This is a genomic window from Bradyrhizobium algeriense (assembly GCF_003062295.1).
GTDB lineage: Bacteria > Pseudomonadota > Alphaproteobacteria > Rhizobiales > Xanthobacteraceae > Bradyrhizobium > Bradyrhizobium algeriense.
The window spans coordinates 104,717-122,022 of sequence record NZ_PYCN01000021.1 but is presented as its reverse complement, the minus strand read 5'-3'; the positions used below and the strand labels follow the sequence as shown (position 1 = coordinate 122,022).

The 17,306-nt window shown below is 64.4% G+C and carries 15 protein-coding genes; 8 read left to right on the top strand and 7 right to left on the bottom strand.

Annotated elements, in window-relative coordinates:
* Window positions 1–143: 143 nt before the first annotated feature.
* Complete coding sequence (locus tag C7G61_RS30470) at window positions 144–1,118, bottom strand: NADPH:quinone oxidoreductase family protein (RefSeq protein ID WP_108520779.1); 975 nt, start codon at window positions 1,116–1,118, stop codon at window positions 144–146.
* A 122-nt stretch (window positions 1,119–1,240) separates the two neighbouring features.
* On the opposite strand from C7G61_RS30470, the gene C7G61_RS30465 reads away from it, so the two are divergent.
* The 7 genes from C7G61_RS30465 (at window position 1,241) to C7G61_RS30435 (ending at window position 9,306) form a co-directional block, all read left to right on the top strand.
* Window positions 1,241–2,080 (top strand): SDR family oxidoreductase, encoded by an 840-nt coding sequence (locus C7G61_RS30465; protein ID WP_108520777.1) that lies wholly within the window; start codon window positions 1,241–1,243, stop codon window positions 2,078–2,080.
* Window positions 2,081–2,248: 168 nt separating this feature from the next.
* Window positions 2,249–2,905 carry an invasion associated locus B family protein gene (locus C7G61_RS30460; RefSeq protein WP_108520774.1) on the top strand — a complete coding sequence of 219 codons (657 nt, stop codon included), beginning with the start codon at window positions 2,249–2,251 and terminating at the stop codon, window positions 2,903–2,905.
* A gap of 207 nt (window positions 2,906–3,112) precedes the next feature.
* A complete protein-coding gene (gene rlmN, locus C7G61_RS30455; protein WP_108520772.1) occupies window positions 3,113–4,312 on the top strand; it encodes a dual-specificity RNA methyltransferase RlmN in 1,200 nt (399 codons plus the stop codon).
* A 155-nt stretch (window positions 4,313–4,467) separates the two neighbouring features.
* Entirely contained in the window at window positions 4,468–4,959 is a 492-nt protein-coding gene (locus tag C7G61_RS30450; protein ID WP_108520770.1) for a hypothetical protein, read from the top strand.
* Between the two features lie 231 nt (window positions 4,960–5,190).
* The gene (locus tag C7G61_RS30445; protein WP_108520768.1) at window positions 5,191–5,949 is read left to right on the top strand and encodes a phosphatase PAP2 family protein; all 759 of its coding nucleotides are present in this window, start codon (window positions 5,191–5,193) and stop codon (window positions 5,947–5,949) included.
* Window positions 5,950–6,061: 112 nt separating this feature from the next.
* A complete protein-coding gene (argG, locus tag C7G61_RS30440) occupies window positions 6,062–7,399 on the top strand; it encodes an argininosuccinate synthase (protein ID WP_108520766.1) in 1,338 nt (445 codons plus the stop codon).
* Between the two features lie 146 nt (window positions 7,400–7,545).
* Window positions 7,546–9,306 carry an alkaline phosphatase gene (locus tag C7G61_RS30435; protein WP_108520764.1) on the top strand — a complete coding sequence of 587 codons (1,761 nt, stop codon included), beginning with the start codon at window positions 7,546–7,548 and terminating at the stop codon, window positions 9,304–9,306.
* A 21-nt stretch (window positions 9,307–9,327) separates the two neighbouring features.
* On the opposite strand, the gene C7G61_RS30430 is transcribed toward C7G61_RS30435, so the two are convergent.
* Window positions 9,328–9,948 carry a TetR/AcrR family transcriptional regulator gene (locus C7G61_RS30430; RefSeq protein ID WP_108520762.1) on the bottom strand — a complete coding sequence of 207 codons (621 nt, stop codon included), beginning with the start codon at window positions 9,946–9,948 and terminating at the stop codon, window positions 9,328–9,330.
* A 227-nt stretch (window positions 9,949–10,175) separates the two neighbouring features.
* Between C7G61_RS30430 and C7G61_RS30425 the strand changes: the two genes are divergently transcribed.
* Window positions 10,176–11,132 (top strand): homocysteine S-methyltransferase family protein, encoded by a 957-nt coding sequence (locus C7G61_RS30425; RefSeq protein WP_108520760.1) that lies wholly within the window; start codon window positions 10,176–10,178, stop codon window positions 11,130–11,132.
* A 151-nt stretch (window positions 11,133–11,283) separates the two neighbouring features.
* On the opposite strand, the gene C7G61_RS30420 is transcribed toward C7G61_RS30425, so the two are convergent.
* The 5 genes from C7G61_RS30420 to C7G61_RS30400 all read right to left on the bottom strand — a co-directional run bounded on the left by C7G61_RS30420 (window position 11,284) and on the right by C7G61_RS30400 (window position 17,281).
* Window positions 11,284–13,353 (bottom strand): OmpA family protein, encoded by a 2,070-nt coding sequence (locus C7G61_RS30420; protein ID WP_108520842.1) that lies wholly within the window; start codon window positions 13,351–13,353, stop codon window positions 11,284–11,286.
* Window positions 13,354–13,540: 187 nt separating this feature from the next.
* On the bottom strand, window positions 13,541–13,771 hold the full coding sequence (locus tag C7G61_RS46205; protein WP_108520758.1) for a hypothetical protein: 231 nt from the start codon (window positions 13,769–13,771) through the stop codon (window positions 13,541–13,543).
* A 92-nt stretch (window positions 13,772–13,863) separates the two neighbouring features.
* Window positions 13,864–14,250, bottom strand: coding sequence for a VOC family protein (locus C7G61_RS30410; RefSeq protein WP_108520756.1), 387 nt, complete (start codon window positions 14,248–14,250; stop codon window positions 13,864–13,866).
* 41 nt (window positions 14,251–14,291) lie between these two features.
* Complete coding sequence (locus C7G61_RS30405) at window positions 14,292–15,119, bottom strand: FkbM family methyltransferase (RefSeq protein ID WP_190242028.1); 828 nt, start codon at window positions 15,117–15,119, stop codon at window positions 14,292–14,294.
* 185 nt (window positions 15,120–15,304) lie between these two features.
* Window positions 15,305–17,281, bottom strand: a complete 1,977-nt coding sequence (locus C7G61_RS30400; protein ID WP_108520751.1) for an ABC transporter ATP-binding protein/permease — start codon at window positions 17,279–17,281, stop codon at window positions 15,305–15,307.
* Window positions 17,282–17,306: the final 25 nt, after the last annotated feature.

Below are 17,306 nucleotides of genomic sequence, written 5' to 3'. Positions count from 1 at the left end.
TTGTTACCGGGAAATGATCTCGGTGATATGACATTGGAGACATGCGTCACACAGCGGCACAGGTCTTCGGCCCACGCATCGCACGGGCCGCTTGCGCTTCTTCAAGCGGACGACCATTCAACGGATGACCCGGGCATCGCCTCTCAGGGATGCAGGATCACCTTGCCCATCGCCTGGCGGCCGGCGAGCACCTTCAGCGCTTCGGCGGTTTGCGCCAGCGGGAACGTGCGATCGACATGCGAGGAGATCTTGCCTTCCGCGGTCCACTTCACGAGCTTTTCCAGGTTGGCGCGGTTCTTCTCCGGATTGACCCTGGTCCACGCGCCCCAGAACACGCCGCGGATATCGCAACCCTTGAGCAGCGCGAGGTTGAGCGGCATCTTCGGAATGTCGCCCGCGGCGAAGCCGATCACCAGGAAACGACCTTCCCAGGCGATCGAGCGCAATGCGGCTTCGGCGTAAGTGCCGCCGACCGGATCGAAGATGATGTCGACGCCCTTGCCGCCGGTGAGCCGGCGCAAGCCCTCCTTCAGGTCTTCCTTGCTGTAGTTCAGCGTGAGCTCGGCGCCATGCGCTTTGGCAAATTCGAGTTTCTCGTCCGACGACGCGCAGGCGATCACCTTCAGGCCCATCAGCTTGCCGAGTTCGCAGGCCGCAAGTCCGGTTCCGCCGGCAGCGCCCAGCACGGCCAGCGTCTCGCCGGGCTTCGGGCTGGCGCGGTCTTCCAGCGCGTGAAGCGCTGTGCCGTAGATGATGATGATGCCGGCGGCGCGATCGAAATCCAGATTGTCGGGAATTTTCACAATAGAGCTCGCGGGCAGCGCGATCTTTTCGCGCGCGCCGTTATGGCCGCAGGACGCCACCACGCGGTCGCCGACCTTCAGGTCGGTGACCCCTGCACCGACGCTTTCGATCACGCCGGCAACCTCGGCGGCCGGCGAAAACGGGAATGGCGGCTTGATCTGGTACTTGCCCTGGATCATCAGGATGTCGAAGAAATTCAGCGCCGCGGCCTTGATGGCAATCACGGCCTGTCCCGGTTCGGCCACCGGATCGGGGACGTCGGCCAGCACGAGGTCGTCGGGTTGGCAATATTGCGAGCAGAGAATGGCTTTCATGGGCGCACCTGATTTTTCGGGCCGAGAATATAAGAGGCTGGCAGCTTCTTGCCGGATTTGAAGCCGGGCTACAATCCGATTCAGGCGCATGGGCCTTATGGTGATCGAAGGGGATTCAAACGATGTTTGAAAAGGGCTTGCTGGCGGGAAAGCGGATATTGGTCACCGGCGGCGGTTCGGGGCTCGGGGCTGCGATGGGGCACCGCTTCGTCGAGCTTGGCGCGGAGCTGATCATTTGCGGCCGCCGGCTCGAATTGCTGGAGGCGACGGCAGCAAAGATGCGCAGCGAACTCGGCGGCAAGGTGGGCGTGATCGGCTGCGATATCCGCGACGGTGCCGCGGTCGATGCCATGATGGAAGAGATATGGCGCGAGGCGCCGATCGACGTGCTGGTCAATAATGCCGCCGCGACCTTCATCGCGCAGACCGAACATCTGTCGTCGCGGGCGGCGGATGCGATCCTGGCGCCGACATTGCACGGTACAATGTATTGCACGCTCGCCGCGGGCAGGCGCTGGATCGACGGCAAGCACAAAGGCGTGGTGCTGAGCATCCTCTCGACCTCGACGATCACCGGTCGCGCCTTCACGGTGCCGTCGGCGATGGCGAAATCCGCCGTGCTCGCGATGACCCGAAGCCTTGCGGTGGAGTGGGGACCCAAGGGTGTGCGCACGGTCGCGATCGCGCCCGGCGCGTTCCCGACGCCGGGCGCTTCGGGTCAACTCCGTCCCGAGGGCCGCGATGAAAGCTGGGCGCAACGCAATCCGCTCGGGCGCGCCGGCGAGCATGGCGAACTTGCCGATCTGGCGAGCTTTCTGATTTCCGACCAGGCCGGCTATATCAATGGCGAGATGGTGGTGCAGGATGGCGGCGCGCATTTGCGCAGTTCCGGCGCCGAGGATCTGCTGCAATGGACCGATGCACAGTGGCAGAAACAGCGCGCGCGCCGGCCGAAAGGTTGAACCCGAATCCCGCGCCTTGATTCCTCAAACGGACCTGTTACGAAGGCGCGGCTGCGACGGTGAGCAACACCGTAACTGCCTTCCCAAAAAAGCATTTCCCGGCTATCCATCCCCGGCGACGCGATGCGCCCTTGGGCCATCTTCCAGTCACAATGATGAGGGAACCAGTTGTCCGTGTTGCGAATACTGACATTTCTGGTTGCGATTGCAGTGTTGTGTGGGGCGACATCCCTCGCGCAAGCACAGGGTGCTGCTTCGAAGGGCGCCAAGGAACCTGCAAAGGAAGCGGCCAAGCCTGCGCCAGCACCGGCGGCAAAACCGACGACGGCCAAGCCTGCGAAGCCGGAACCGGCGGCGACCGCCGCTGTCGGCAGTGCGGAGCCGACCTTGATCGGTCAGTACGGTACCTGGGGCGCCTACACGGCGACACCGAACGGCAGGAAAGTTTGCTTTGCGTTGGCGAAGCCATCGTCATCGAAAACCAATCCGCCGAATCGCCCGCGCGATCCCGCCTACGCTTTCGTCTCGACGCGTCCGGCCGAAAAAGTCGTCAACGAAGTTTCGATCATGATCGGATACGCGCTGAAGCCGGGCTCGGAATCCTCTCTCGAGGTCGGCGGCTCGGCCTATGCGATGTATACCCAGGGCGACGGGCTCTGGATCAAGAACGCCGCGGAGGAAGAGCAGATGGTCAACGCCATGCGCAAATCCGCCGAAGTCACCGTCAAGGGCGTTTCGGCCAAGGGCACCGAGACCACGGACGTGTTCTCGCTGAAGGGCCTGGCCCAGGCGCTCGACCGGCTGGCGCAGGACTGCAAGCGCTAGGCGGCTCTTGAGTTGAGCCCAGAATGACGTTGTTTAGGGGCCCTGGAAGGCCTATTTGATTGACTTCGTAGGGTGGGCAAAGGCGCGTAAGCGCCGTGCCCTCCATTAACGTTTTGGCGGGCATGGCAGAGTTTATCATCGGGCGCGCATTCGCGCGTCCCGGTGGCTTTGCCCACCCATCCACTTCAACCGTCTCGTGTGAATTTAATGTCGCTTTCATCTTCCGTGGCGCCGCTGGAGAAGGTTCCGCTCGAAACCTATGTGCCACCGGCAAAACCTTCGCTGATCGGCCTGTCGCGCACCGAGATCGCCGACCGACTGGGCGAGATCGGCGTTGCGCCCCCGCAGCGCAAGATGCGCACCCAGCAGCTCTGGCACTGGATGTATGTCCGCGGCGCCAAAGCTTTCGACGAGATGACCAGCATTTCGAAGGAAATGCGTGCGCAGCTGGAGCAGCACTTTACCGTCGACCGCCCCGAAGTGGTGGCCGAGCAGGTTTCCAACGACGGCACCCGCAAATGGCTGTTGCGGCTGCCGAGCGGTGACGCGTTCCAGAAGGCGCATGAAGTCGAGTGCGTCTACATTCCCGAAACCGATCGCGGCACGCTCTGCGTTTCATCGCAGGTCGGCTGCACGCTGAATTGCTCGTTCTGCCACACCGGCACGCAGCGGCTGGTGCGCAATCTCACGGCCGGCGAGATCGTCGGCCAGATCATGGTGGCGCGCGACCGCCTCAACGACTGGGCCGATCGCGAGACCCCGACCGGCAGCCGCCTCGTCACCAACGTCGTCATGATGGGGATGGGCGAACCGCTCTACAATTTCGACGCGGTGCGCGATGCGCTCTTGATCGTTGCCGACAATGAAGGCATCGGCATTTCCCGTCGCCGCATCACGCTGTCGACCTCGGGCGTGGTGCCGAACATCGTCCGCACCGGCGACGAGATCGGCGTCATGCTGGCGATTTCGCTCCACGCGGTGCGTGACGAGTTGCGCAACGAGCTGGTGCCGCTGAACCGCAAATATCCGATTGCCGAATTGTTGCAGGCCTGCCGCGACTATCCGGGCTCGTCGAATGCGCGGCGCATCACCTTCGAATATGTGATGCTCAAGGGCGTCAACGATTCCATGGATGACGCCAAGCTGCTGGTGAAATTGCTCAAGGGCATTCCGGCGAAAATCAACCTGATTCCGTTCAACCCGTGGCCGGGCACGAAGTATGAGTGCTCGGACTGGGAGCAGATCGAAAAATTCTCCGAATATATCTTTAACGCCGGCTACTCCTCGCCGGTGCGCACGCCGCGCGGCCGCGACATTCTCGCCGCCTGCGGCCAGTTGAAGTCGGAGACCGAAAAACTGTCCGCGCGCGAGCGCCAGGCGCTGCGCGCCATGGCGATGACGGATTGAAAGGATGAGAGCGCCAAGGTTCGTCATGGCCGGGCTTGACCCGGCCATCCACGTCTTTGCTTGGTCTCGATAAAGTGAGACGTGGATGCCCGGGACAAGCCCGGGCATGACGGTGGAGAAGGCGGCCCGCTTATGTTCGACGACGGAACTGCCCAATGGCGCTGATCGGCCGCCTCTTCGTCATCCTGTTCGCTTTCCTCGCCGCCTGCTTCGTGGCGGGGATGATCGTGGTCGGTGCGGTGCTGTACCCTGAATTCAGCGATCTCGGCGGCGCGCCGATCGACCAGGGCGCGATCAATGTCTTGCTCGGCTTCGGCTTCATCTTCCTGTCCGGCTTTGCGCTGCTGCCGGCGCTGATCGTGGTTTTGATCACCGAAGCCTTCTATGTCCGCAGCGTGCTCGCTTACGCAGTCGGCGGCGCGATCGTCGGCGTCGCCTGCTATCTCGGCCTCATTCCGTTCGATCCGGAGACGCTGCGTTTCGACGGCATCGTGCGTCGCCACCTCGAAATCATGACCGGCGCGGGCATCGTCGCCGGCCTGATCTATTGGATGATCGCGGGCCGATCCGCCGGCGCCTGGCGAGAACCGAGGCCTCCCTTGCGGCCACCGCCGCCGTTGCCCTCGCAGTCCCGGCCGCAGGCGTGATCTCTGGTCTCTTCTTCCCTCTCCCCTTGTGGGAGCGAGACGAGCGAAGCTCGCTCTTGGGGTGGATCAATCGCGCGGAAGCGCGATTGAGACGGGTGAGGGGTTTGTCTCCGCGGACAGAGACCCCTCATCCGACGCGGACTATGTCCGCGCCACCTTCTCCCACAAGGGGAGAAGGGAAGATGAGCTTCTGCCTTTTCATCGCCAACCGCCTCGGCTAAACCCCGCGCCATGAACCGGACCGGACTTGTAATCGCGTTGGGCCTATCGCTCGTCATCGGACTGCTGTTCGGGATCTTCCCCGAACTCGACCTGAAGCTGGCGGCATTGTTCTTCGATCCCGCAAGCACATCATTTCCACTGAAACAGAACGGTCTTGCCGCGTTCGCGCGCGACGGCGCGATGTGGATTGCCTGGGCGCTGGCGCTGCCAGCGCTGTTTGCCATCGTGGGAAAGCTGCTGCGGCCGGACCGGCCGATGCTGGTTCCGGGACGCGCGGCGGTGTTTCTGCTGGTCACCATCCTGCTCTCCGCCGTGGTGCTGACCAATCTCACCTTCAAGAGCTATTGGGGACGGCCGCGGCCGGTGATGGTGACGGAGTTCAACGGCCCTTGGCAATTCGTGCCATGGTGGGATCCGCGCGGGGAGTGCGGGCGTAACTGCTCGTTCTTCTCCGGCGAGGGCGCTACCGCGTTCTGGGCCTACGCGCCCGCGGCGCTGACCCCGCCGCAGTGGCGGCCTCTGGCCTATGTAGCGGCGACCGTGTTCGGGGTCGTAACCTCTGTGCTGCGAATGGCGTTCGGCGGGCATTTCTTTACCGACGTCGCTGCCGCCGGCCTTGTCAGCTTCTTCGTGATCTGGCTGGCCTATGCCTGGATTTACCGCTGGCCATCGACGAGGTTTTCGGACGCGCAGGTCGAAGCGGCACTGGCGCGCTTGGGCTGGCCCGGATACCGGCTGCTGCAGCGCTGGCGTGGGCGCGCCCAGTAAGTCTGAGTTGATCCCGCCAGGCGCTATTAAACGCGTGCCCCCCAGCGCGAAATTTGTTATTCGCGCCCCAAGCCGCAAACGGCATCCGCCATTTCGACCGATTGGAAGCTCCATGAGTACGATTCTGAAAAGCCTGCCCAAGGGGGAAAAAGTCGGCATCGCTTTCTCGGGCGGTCTCGACACCAGCGCGGCGCTGCTCTGGATGAAGCAAAAGGGCGCGCGCGTCTTTGCCTATACCGCCAATCTCGGCCAGCCCGACGAGGCCGATTACGACGAGATTCCGCGCAAGGCGCTGGAGTTCGGCGGCGAAAAAGCCCGCCTGGTGGATTGCCGCACCCAACTGGTCCACGAAGGTATCGCCGCCATCCAGTCCGGCGCCTTCCACGTCTCGACCGGCGGCATCGCCTACTTCAACACCACGCCGCTCGGCCGCGCCGTGACCGGCACGATGCTGGTTGCGGCCATGAAGGAGGACGGCGTCAACATCTGGGGCGATGGCTCCACCTACAAGGGCAACGATATCGAGCGGTTCTACCGCTACGGCCTGCTGACCAATCCGAGCTTGCGGATCTACAAGCCCTGGCTCGACCAGCTGTTTATCGACGAACTGGGCGGCCGCGCGGAAATGTCGGCGTTCATGACCGCCAACGGATTCGCCTACAAGATGAGCGCCGAAAAGGCGTATTCGACCGACAGCAATCTCCTCGGCGCCACCCACGAGGCCAAGGATCTCGAGCACCTCGACAGCGGCATCAAGATCGTCAATCCGATCATGGGCGTGCCGTTCTGGCGCGACGACTGTGCCGTCAAGGCCGAAAAGGTTGCCGTGCGTTTCGAGGAGGGCCAGCCGGTCGCGCTGAACGGCCAGACGTTCGCTGATCCCGTCGCGCTGTTCCTCCAGGCCAACGTCATCGGCGGCCGGCATGGCCTTGGCATGAGCGACCAGATCGAGAACCGCATCATCGAGGCCAAGAGCCGCGGCATCTACGAAGCCCCCGGCATGGCGCTGCTTCACATCGCCTATGAACGCCTGGTCACGGGCATCCACAACGAAGACACCATCGAGCAATACCGGATCAGCGGCATGCGCCTTGGCCGGCTGCTCTATCAGGGACGGTGGTTCGATTCCCAGGCCCTGATGCTGCGCGAAACCGCCCAGCGCTGGGTGGCGCGCGCCGTCACCGGCGAGGTGACGCTCGAGCTGCGCCGTGGCAACGACTACTCGATCCTCAACACCGAGAGTCCCAACCTGACCTATCAGCCGGAGCGGCTGAGCATGGAGAAGGTGGAGGATGCCGCGTTCACGCCGGCGGACCGCATCGGCCAGCTGACCATGCGCAACCTCGACATATCAGATACTCGCGCCAAGCTGGATCTCTACGGCAAGACAGGCTTGCTATCGAGCCCGGAAGGCTCCGACATCTTCAAGCTTGAGAGCGACAAGGGCTGAAACGCGCGGGAGTACCTCAACTCTCGACCGCCGTACTTTGTAACGGGGACGTCATTCGGGAGCAGTAGGATATAGAGTGAGCGCATGCCTTGCCCGGGGTCGGTGACTGCCGCCGGGCGCGTCTTACTCCGACCCGGTGCTGCTTCATGATCAAACCCTTCGTTGCCGCTGCCCTCATTGTTCTGCTGTCGGGATACCAAGCCGCTGCTCAGACCATCTACCCGATCGACCGCGCGGCGATTCTCGCTGGTGCGCGCTTCGACTTCAAAGTCGAATTTCCGGATCGCATCGATCCTGCAAAATTGAAAATCACCGTGAATGGTGAGGACCATGCCGCTGCCTTCGGCCAGCCCGGAACGTTCGTGGAGCGCGAAGACGGCAAGGATCAGTCGGCGCTGATGCTTCGCGGCGTCACCCTGACCAAGCCGGGCAACGTCACCGTGGAAGTCAGCGATGGCGCGCGTAGCCGCACCATCGGGTGGACGGTCTACGATACCGGACCGCGCAAGGCGAAGAACGTGATCCTGTTCATCGGCGATGGGATGTCACCATCCCATCGTGTTGCGGCGCGGCTGCTTTCCAAGGGCATTGCGGAGGGCAAGAGCCTCGGCAGGCTCGCAATGGACGACATGCCGCACATGGCGCTGGTCGCCACCGCTGGCTCCGACTCCATCATCACCGATTCGGCGAACGCCGCCAGCGCCTATGCCACCGGCCACAAGACCGCGGTCAATGCCATGGGCGTCTATGCCGACCGCACCGCAAGCCCGTTCGACGATCCCAGGGTCGAAACCATAACAAGCGTGGCGAAGCGGCGGCTTGGCCTGGCGATCGGCATCGTCACCAACACCGAGATCGAAGACGCTACGCCTGCGGCGATGGTGGCGCATACCCGACGCCGTGCCGCTTATGACGAGATCGTCGAGCAATATTTCGCCGCCAAGCCGGATGTCCTGATGGGCGGCGGCAGCGCGAACTTCATGCCGAAGGCTACGGCCGGTTCCAGGCGCAAGGACGACGTCGACTACATCGCCCGCTTTCGCGACGCCGGTTATCAGGTGGCGATGACGAAGTCCGAGATGGATGCGTCGGCGGCGAAATCGGACACGCGCCAATTGCTTGGGTTGTTTGCGACCGGCAATATGGATGGCGCACTGGACCGCAAGTTTCTCAACGGCGGCGGGGTCAAGAAGTTTCCCGATCAGCCCGACCTGACCGAACAGGTGCAGGCGGCGCTGAACGTACTTTCAAGGAACGAGGCCGGCTTCTTCCTGATGGTGGAGTCCGGGATGATCGACAAATACGCGCATCTCCTCGACATGGAGCGCGCCGTCTACGACACGATCATGCTCGACAACGCCGTTCGCCTGACGCGCGACTGGGCGCGCGCTCGCGGCGATGACACCCTGATCCTGGTGCTGGCAGACCACAATCATCCGAACAGCCTGGTCGGAACCATCAATGACGACATGAGCACCACGCCGAACGTGCCGTTGCGCGAGCGCGTGGGTGTGTATGAGAAGGCTGGATTTCCCAACTATCCGGCGCCCGACGCCGACGGTTATCCGTCGCGCGTGGACGTAAGCCGGCGCCTCGCCATCTTCTCCGCCAGCCTGCCGGACCACTACGAAACTTTCCGCCCCAAGCTCGACAATCCGAATGAGCTGACCGTGAAGGGCGAGCAGCCCGACACCTTCAAGGCCAACGACAAATACAAGGATGTTCCCGGTGTCGTGCTGCGCTTCGGCAATCTGCCTGCGATGATTGGCGCCAGCGTGCATTCGGGCGAGGACGTCATCCTGACCGCAGCCGGGCCGGGCAGCGAGCGGGTGCACGGCTCGATGGACAATACGGAAGTCTTCCGTGTGATGGCCGAGGCGCTCGGCCTCGCAACCGCGAGCCGGTAATTTCGGACAAGGCTCCTGGCGTCACGGCATCGGCGGCGCGGCAAACATCAGTTTGACGCAGCTTCGAAAGATCAGGATCTGCCGTTCGAGACGGCTCGGATCGTTCAACGTCTTGGACATGATGATGGCGCCGTCGACGATGCAGGACAGCATGTCGGCGACATCGTCGAGATCGATCGGCTCCCTGGGCGGATAGACCGCGGCGATGCCGTCGAGGATTTTGCGGAAACGCGCGTTCCAGTCCCGCACCGATTGCGCGGTGAGTTCGCGCACTTCACGATCGAACAGCCGTTCCTGATAGCAGATGCTGGCGATCAGGCAGCCGGGATGGCCGTTTGGCAGGTCGGACATCGTCTCGGCGAGCAGCTTCAGTGAAATAAGGAACGCCTGCAGCGGGTCGTCGGATAGCTGGTGGCCGCGTGCAAAGATTTCGTCGAACAGCTGATCGTTGGTCGCGACATATCTGCGGAGCATTTCGCGGGCGAGCGCGTTCTTGTCCTTGAAGTGGTAGAAGAAGCCGCTTTTGGTGAGCCCGGCCTCGGCGATCACTTCGTCGATCGAAGTCGCGCCAAATCCCTTGGCGAGTACGGCGGCTTCCGCGATCTCCAAAATTCGCTCGCGCGTCGCTTCGCCTTTGCCCATCCGCTTCTCCAAAACTGCACTCACGGTACGGTTTCTCCACGGCCGTCGGCGCTACGTGTTTTGCGTCTCTCTTACAACCATTTGAATTCGTATCATTTTACGGCCCGAGGTTCATCCGTACCACGGGCAGCCTAGGAAGCCGCGACACTATGCTGCACCAACATCGCCGGACCTAGCCGAGGCAGGGGAGACCTACCGACGGCATCTAAATTTCCGGAGATGTAGAAATGGCCAAATACCGAGACGACCTTCCGCAACGGCGCGGCGGCATTTTCCTTGCCGATGGCGGCATGGAAACGACGCTGATCTTCCACCAGGGAATCGAACTGCCGCACTTCGCCGCCTTCGTGCTGCTCGACAGCGCCGAAGGTCGGCAGCAATTGAAGCAGTATTACGCCAGCTATCTCGCGGTGGCGCGCGAGCATGGCACAGGCTTCGTGCTCGACAGCCCGACGTGGCGCGCCAATCCGGATTGGGGCGTGAAGCTTGGCTACGATGCGGCAGCTCTCAAGGCGATCAATGTCCGTTCGATCGCATTCCTCGAGGAGTTGCGCGCCGGTTGGGAGCGGCTGGACGCACCCTGTGTCATCAGCGGCGCGATCGGCCCACGCGGCGACGGCTACAAGGCAGGCAACATGGAGGCTGCGGAAGCCGAGGCCTACCATCGGGCGCAGATCGCGGCCTTCGTCGAGGGCGGCGCCGACATGGTCACGGCCTATACGCTCACCAGCATCAATGAAGCAATCGGCGTCGCACGCGCAGCCAAGTCGCTGGGAATACAAGCAGCCATCTCGTTTACCGTGGAGACCAATGGCCGCCTGGTGAAGGGAGAGACGTTGCGCGAGGCGATCGAGACCGTCGATCGCGAGACGGACGGTTCGCCCGAATACTTCCTGATCAACTGCGCCCATCCAACGCATTTCGAAGATGCCTTGAAGGCGGGCGAGGCCTGGACGGAGCGTATCCATGGCGTCAGGGCCAACGCCTCGACGAAGAGCCATGCCGAGCTCGACGAATCCGAAACGCTCGATTCAGGTGACCCTGCCGATCTTGGGTGGCGTTACCTGAAGCTCAGGGGCGCGTTTCCGAAGATGCGCATTCTCGGCGGCTGCTGCGGCACCGATCACCGGCACGCTGCGGCCATTTGCGACGCCTGCGTGCCGCCGCGGGCGCTTAGTGCCTGATAGCGTTTTCGAGCGAAGCGGATACCGGTTCGCGTAGCAATCAAGCTTGCGCAGATTGCGTAGACTTATCTGCGGTAGAAAACGCGTCAAAACAAGAAGCAAAAAATGGCCGGGATCGCTCCCGGCCATTTTGATTCGGTGACGACCCGCCTCAGCGCGGCGGCGCGGTGCCGGGTGGGGGCGGCGGCAGCGACGCCTGACCGCCAGTGAGCAGCGGCGTAATGTTGCGGATGGTGACGCGCCGGTTGATCGGGCTCGGCCCGTCGATCTGTTCCTTCAGATACTGCTCACCATAGCCTTGCGAGGTCAGGTTTTCCGCAGGCACGTTGAACTGCTGCGTCAGCAAGGTGGCCGCGGACTCGGCGCGCCGATCCGACAGCGACAGATTGTCGACGTCGTTTCCGACCGCGTCGGTATGGCCCTCGATCAGGAACACCGCCCGCGGATTTTGCTGCATCGCGCGGTTTAGGCCGTCGGCAATCGCCTGCAGCTTCGCCGCCTGATCGGGCGGGATTTCCCACGATCCGGTTTCGAAGTTGATGGTGTTGACGTCGATGCTCGGCATGCGCTGGCGCACGGTCGGGCTGTAGCGGATTTCGTCCAGCGAATAACGCCGTTCGATCCGTTCCACCGGCGGGGCCATCATGGTCTCGTAGAGTACCTCCGGCGACGCCTCCTCGGCGTCGACGATGTAGCGGTTATAGGGAATGCGGACCACCGGCGGCGCCAGGTTGACATAGAACCCGCCGCCCCCGCGCGGATCGCGGTAGCTGTTGTCGATGATGATGATCTCGCGGCCGCGCTCGTCGCGGCGGATACGGCGCATCAATTGACCGTCGCGGCCAGTCACGGTGATCACCTGCGTGCCGTCGGGCCTGATCACGACGGTGCGGGTCTCGCCGCCGACGGTCTGGGTCTGGATGTCACGCGCACCATAGCGGAAGCGGTCGACCTCGCTGCTGCGGACATATTGCTGTCCGCCGGGATCGCGAATGATGATCCGGCCGGGCTCGGTGATGATGGTTCGGCCGCCCTCCTGGCTCTCGCGGCGCTGGCCGCGGAAATCGTCCAGCCGCCGTGGGCCTACAGGCGCAGCGCCCGGGGCAATGGCCGTGATTCCGGCTGCCGGCGGTGGGGCTGCCGGCAGCGGTGCGGTGACCTGAGGTGCCTGCCGGAAGGCCGGCGCGACGGTCGGTGGAGCATTCTGTGCCCGGCCAGCCGGTGGCGTGGCGGCGGGCGTGCCTGGCACGGCGGCTGGCGCCGCGGGGGCCGTGGCTCCCGGTGCCGTCGGAACGCCGCCGGCGCCCGGCGCGGGGCTCGTCGTCGGTGCAGGGGTTGCCGTCGGTGCGGTTGCGCCCGGCGTAGCCGGAGGCGGCGCGCCGGGTCGTCCCGGCGGTGTGGTCGGCGCAGTTGCGCCCGGTGTAGTCGGAGCTGGCGCGCCGGGTCGTCCCGGCGCTCCGGGTGTCGGCGCGGTTGTCGGGGCACCCGCGCTCGGAGGCGTCGCCGGTGCGCCGGGACGCGGCGGCGCCGTTGTGGTTCCGCCAGGCGGAGGGGCGGTGGTCGGTGGCGCGGTTTGGGTTTGCGGAGCCGGCGTGGTGGCAGGCGCCGGCGGCTGCTTGGCGCCAGCCGGCGGGGGCGGCGTCGGCGATGGCGTCGCCTTCTGAGATGAAGGCGGCGGCGGGGTCGGAGCCGGTGCCGGTGCGGCCGGTTGCTTCGGCGCCGCAGGCGCTGCTGCTGGCGGCGGAGGTGGCGTCGGCGTCGGGCGCGCGGGTGCAGCCGCAGGGGGCGGCGGAGGCGGGGTCGGCGCCTTCGGCGCGGCAGCCGGGGGAGGAGGCGGAGGTGGTGTCGGCCGCGGAGGCGCAGCCGCCGGTGGCGGCGGAGGTGGCGTCGGGCGCGGGGGCGGCGCTGCTGCCGGAGGCGGCGGGGGTGGCGTCGGACGCGGCGGCGGAGCCGCAGCAGGCGGTGGCGGCGGCGGCGCTGCTGGACGCGGAGGTGCTGCAGCCGGGGGTGGCGGAGCGGCCGGCGCGGGCGCCTTCGGCGCGGCAGCCGGCGGTGGGGCCCCCTTCGGCGCCTCCTTGGGCCTGCCGCCCGGGGCTCCTTCGTCCTTTTCCTTGGCTTGCGCCACGACAAGCGGTGCGGTCTGCGCATGCGATGCGGAGGTCGCGAGCTGCGTCGCCGTCAAGGCAGTCGTGGCGAGCAGCAGGATGCGAAGGTTTGTCATGATGTCCTTTGTCCCCGAAGAAAGGCCTGACAGCAACGGAACGGCCTTCATTGACATGTCAGTTGGTCGATTGAGCGGCTAATCATTAGGCCGGATTGTGGCGGCCTACAAATGGTCGGATGGTTTTTATTTCATAAGCACAATGGGTTGCATGCAGCATTATTCATTGCGCGTTCAGGCGAAGTATTCATCCGGCACCCGGATCGGTGGCAGGATTGGGGGTGCGAGGGCCGTTCGGCCCGCGTATCGGTAACTCATCCGGCATCTTGCCCGGCAACTCCTGCGGTTGCGGTGGTTGACCGGGTTCACGGAGTGGTGGTGGCACCTCCGGGCGAGGATTACCCGGAGGGTTCTCCGGCGGCGGCTCGGTTGGTTGTCCTGGTGTCGCCGGCGGTATCTCCGGCGGTTCGATCGGCATCACGTCTCCCGAAGCTTCAACTCCAGGAATGACAACGGCGAGGTCGGCACGAAGTTCCCGCGCGCCTCGCCAATGGAACCGGCCGGAACCGACTATGTCGGCGTATGGCAGACGGCCTCGATGTTGTGGCCGTCGGGGTCGAGCACGAACGCGCCGTAATAGTTCGGGTGGTAGTGCGCGCGGATTCCCGGCGCGCCGTTGTCGCGCCCGCCGGCGGCCATGGCGGCCTTGTAGAACGCGTCCACCGTGGCGCGGTCCTTGGCTACGATCGCGACATGCAACGGCTTGTCCAACCCGCCTTCGCCGCCGATCCAGAAATCGGGCTTTCCATTGGCGCCGAAGCCTGCCGCGGGATCGTGGCTGTGTTGCTCCTGCGTGACTTCCATCACGAGGGTGTAGTCGAGCGGCGCCAGGGCTTTCAGGTAGAACGCCTTGGAGCGTTCGTAATCCGAAACCGGAAATCCGATGTGGTCGATCATCAAGCTCTCCTGCGGTTGAGGAATGGTCGGGTAAACGAAACTCAGCCTCGCGCCAGCAGCGTGTTGCTGCGGGTCTTGCCGGTCTCGATATAGCCTCGCGCGCGCATGTCGGCGATGCAGTCGTTCAGCCACTCGTCCTTTGACAGATGCTCGATCACGACCGCGCGGGGCCACAATGCCTGCGGTGCGTCGGCGAAGAAGCCGGTCAGCACGCGATCCTCAAAACCTTCGACATCGATCTTGAGCGCGTCGACACGGGCGATACCCGCCTCCTCGAGGATGCGCTGCAGTCGCAGCGAGGGCACCTTGATCGCCTTGGCGGAGGCCTCGCCCGATACGATATGGCTGGCGCCGAGATTGTCGCCGTCGGTTTCGATCAACAGCTCGCCATCGGCGGGGCCGGCGGCGGCCGCGACCAGTCGCACCTGGGTGAGGCCGGAGGCTGTGTTGTTGAAGGCGAGGCGCGCATGGGTGACCGGATGCGGCTCGATCGCGATCACCTTGCCGCCGGCGCCGACATGGCGCGCAAGCGCAAGCGCATAGGTGCCGACATTGGCGCCGACATCGACGAACACCCCGCCCGCGGGCACATGCGCGCGCAAGAAATCCAGCTCCTCGATGTTGTAGGCGGGATTGAACAGCGCGCCGCGCTCGGTGGCGCTGGCCTGATGGTAGAAGCGGAACGAGGCGCCTTGATATGGCACGTCGACGGGACCCGCGCGCAGCAGATTCACCAGCCGCGACAGCCAGGGCCGGAACGCGCCACGCTTCAGCCGCGTGCGGTGGGCAAGCCGAATGATCGCGGCCTGTGCGGCATTCGGAGCGAATGCGCCGAACGGCGCAGGAGACGGATCGTTGTCGGGCGTCAAGCAAAAGTCCTCGGGTAGAAGCGGCGCATGCATAGCCGGTTTTGTGGCCGTGAAACAGTCTGTAGCCCGGGTGAAGCGAAGCGCAACCCGGGATGTCTCTCGGCTGAGAAGAATCCCGGATTGCGCTTCGCTCCATCCGGGCTACGCAGCTTCGGCGCGCCGCTTCAGGAAGAACGAAGAAAATACTACGCCGCCTTCTTGGCGGCTTTCCGATGGCGCAGGAAGCGGCCGAGCAGGCGTCGCCTGCCCATGCGCGGGATCAGGTTGACGTCGCTGACGAGCTTGGCGCCGCCCTTGCGCCGTTCCAGCACGATCTTGCGGCTGTGAAACGCCTCCAGCTCGACGCGATGGGCGACGCTGACGATGGTGGCCTTCGGCAGCTCCTTGATGACGATCTCCATCATCTTGTCCTGGCTCTTTTCGTCGAGCGCCGACGTTGCCTCATCCAGCACCACGATGTCGGGGTTGTGCAGCAGGAGGCGCGCAAACGCCAGCCGCTGCTTCTCGCCGCCTGATAGCGTCTGGTCCCATGGTCCCTCTTCCTCGATCTTCTCCTTGAGATGGTCGAGGCCGACCTTGTGCAGCGCGTCGCAGATCTGCTCAGTGAGCCAGTCATCGGCCGCACCGGGATACGCGATCGCGCGACGCAGCGTGCCGGACGGAATGTAGGGTTTTTGCGGCAGCATGAAGAGCCGGCGGTCGGGGTGGAAGTTGACGCTGCCGCCGCCCCATGGCCACAGCCCCGCCAGCGCGCGGACCAGCGTGCTCTTGCCGGTCCCGGACTCGCCGGCCACCAGCAGCCGCTCGCCGGGCTCGATGACGACCTCCGTTTCACCGACGACGGCGGTGCCGTCATCGAGCGTGACCGAGAGATCGTTGAGGCTCAGCATGGCGTCGCCCTCGGTCTCGCCGCGCTTGATGCGGCCGATGCCGTCGCCCTGCTCGGCGCGCTCGAGGCCATCGAGCGACATCATCAGCGAAGCGATGCGGCGCGCGCAGGCGTTCCAGTCGGCGAGCCGCGGATAATTGTCGACCAGCCAGCCGAACGCGGTCTGCACGATGGTGAAGGCGGAAGCCGCCTGCATCACCTGTCCGAGGCTCATGCTGCCGTCGAGGAATTTCGGCGCGCACAGCAATAGCGGCACCACGGGTGCAATGAGATGCGATCCTTGCGATACCAGCGTGGTGCGCATGTGCTGGCCCGCGAGCCGCGCCCATTGCCGCAGAGCTTTTGTAAAGGTCTTGTCGATGCCGTCGCGCTCTTCCTCCTCGCCGCCGAGCAGCGCGATGCTTTCGCCGTTCTCGCGCACGCGCGTCAGCGCATAGCGATATTCGGCCTCGGCCTGGTTCTTGTCCTCGGACACCTGCACGAAGCTTCGTCCGATCGTCATGATCGAGCCCGAGGCGATCGCGGCGTAAAGCACGGCGGCAATGACGAGAAAGCCGGGAATGGTGATCGTCGATCCCGCGAGCGTCACCGTCAGTGCGCCGCCGATGGTCCAGAGCACCACGATGAAGGTCGCAGCCGACAGGAATGCCGACGTGACACCAGCGACGAAGTCCACCGGAGAGTCGGTGGCGATCCGCAAATCCTCGGCGATGCGATACTCCGGATTCTGGTGATCGCCGCCAACGAGATTGAGTTGATAGTAGCGGCCGCTGGCCAGCCAGCGCGATATCACCGCGTTGGTCAGCCAGGCGCGCCAGCGGCGCTGGATACCCATGCGGGTGAATACCTGGGCGACGCCGAGCAGCACGCTGCCGATCGCGAGCGGAAAGAACACCGCGGCGAGATAATACACGGTGGCGGAATCGCGCTTCTCGATGGCGTCGAAGATCGCGCGGTTCCAGACATTGATGCCGTATTGAAAGCCGACGTGGCCGACAATCAGCAGCAGCAGCCCGCTCGAGAACAGCCATGCCAGCCGGTCGCCGTTCCTGCCCCAATAGCCGCGCGCGCTGATCCAGAACCGCGCCAGCAGATAATCCTTACGCGCCTCCTCGGCCTCCTCAGGCGACAATTCCGGATCCGGCTCGACGACCTCCGGCGGCGGTGGCTCGACGTGATCGCCGGCTTCCGCGATAACCTCGGCAAATTCCGCCTTTTCCGCGGCATCCGATTTGGCTGCGCGCGGATCGGGCTTGCTGGATGCCTTGGCCATGGCGTCACAACGGCAGGTAAATCAA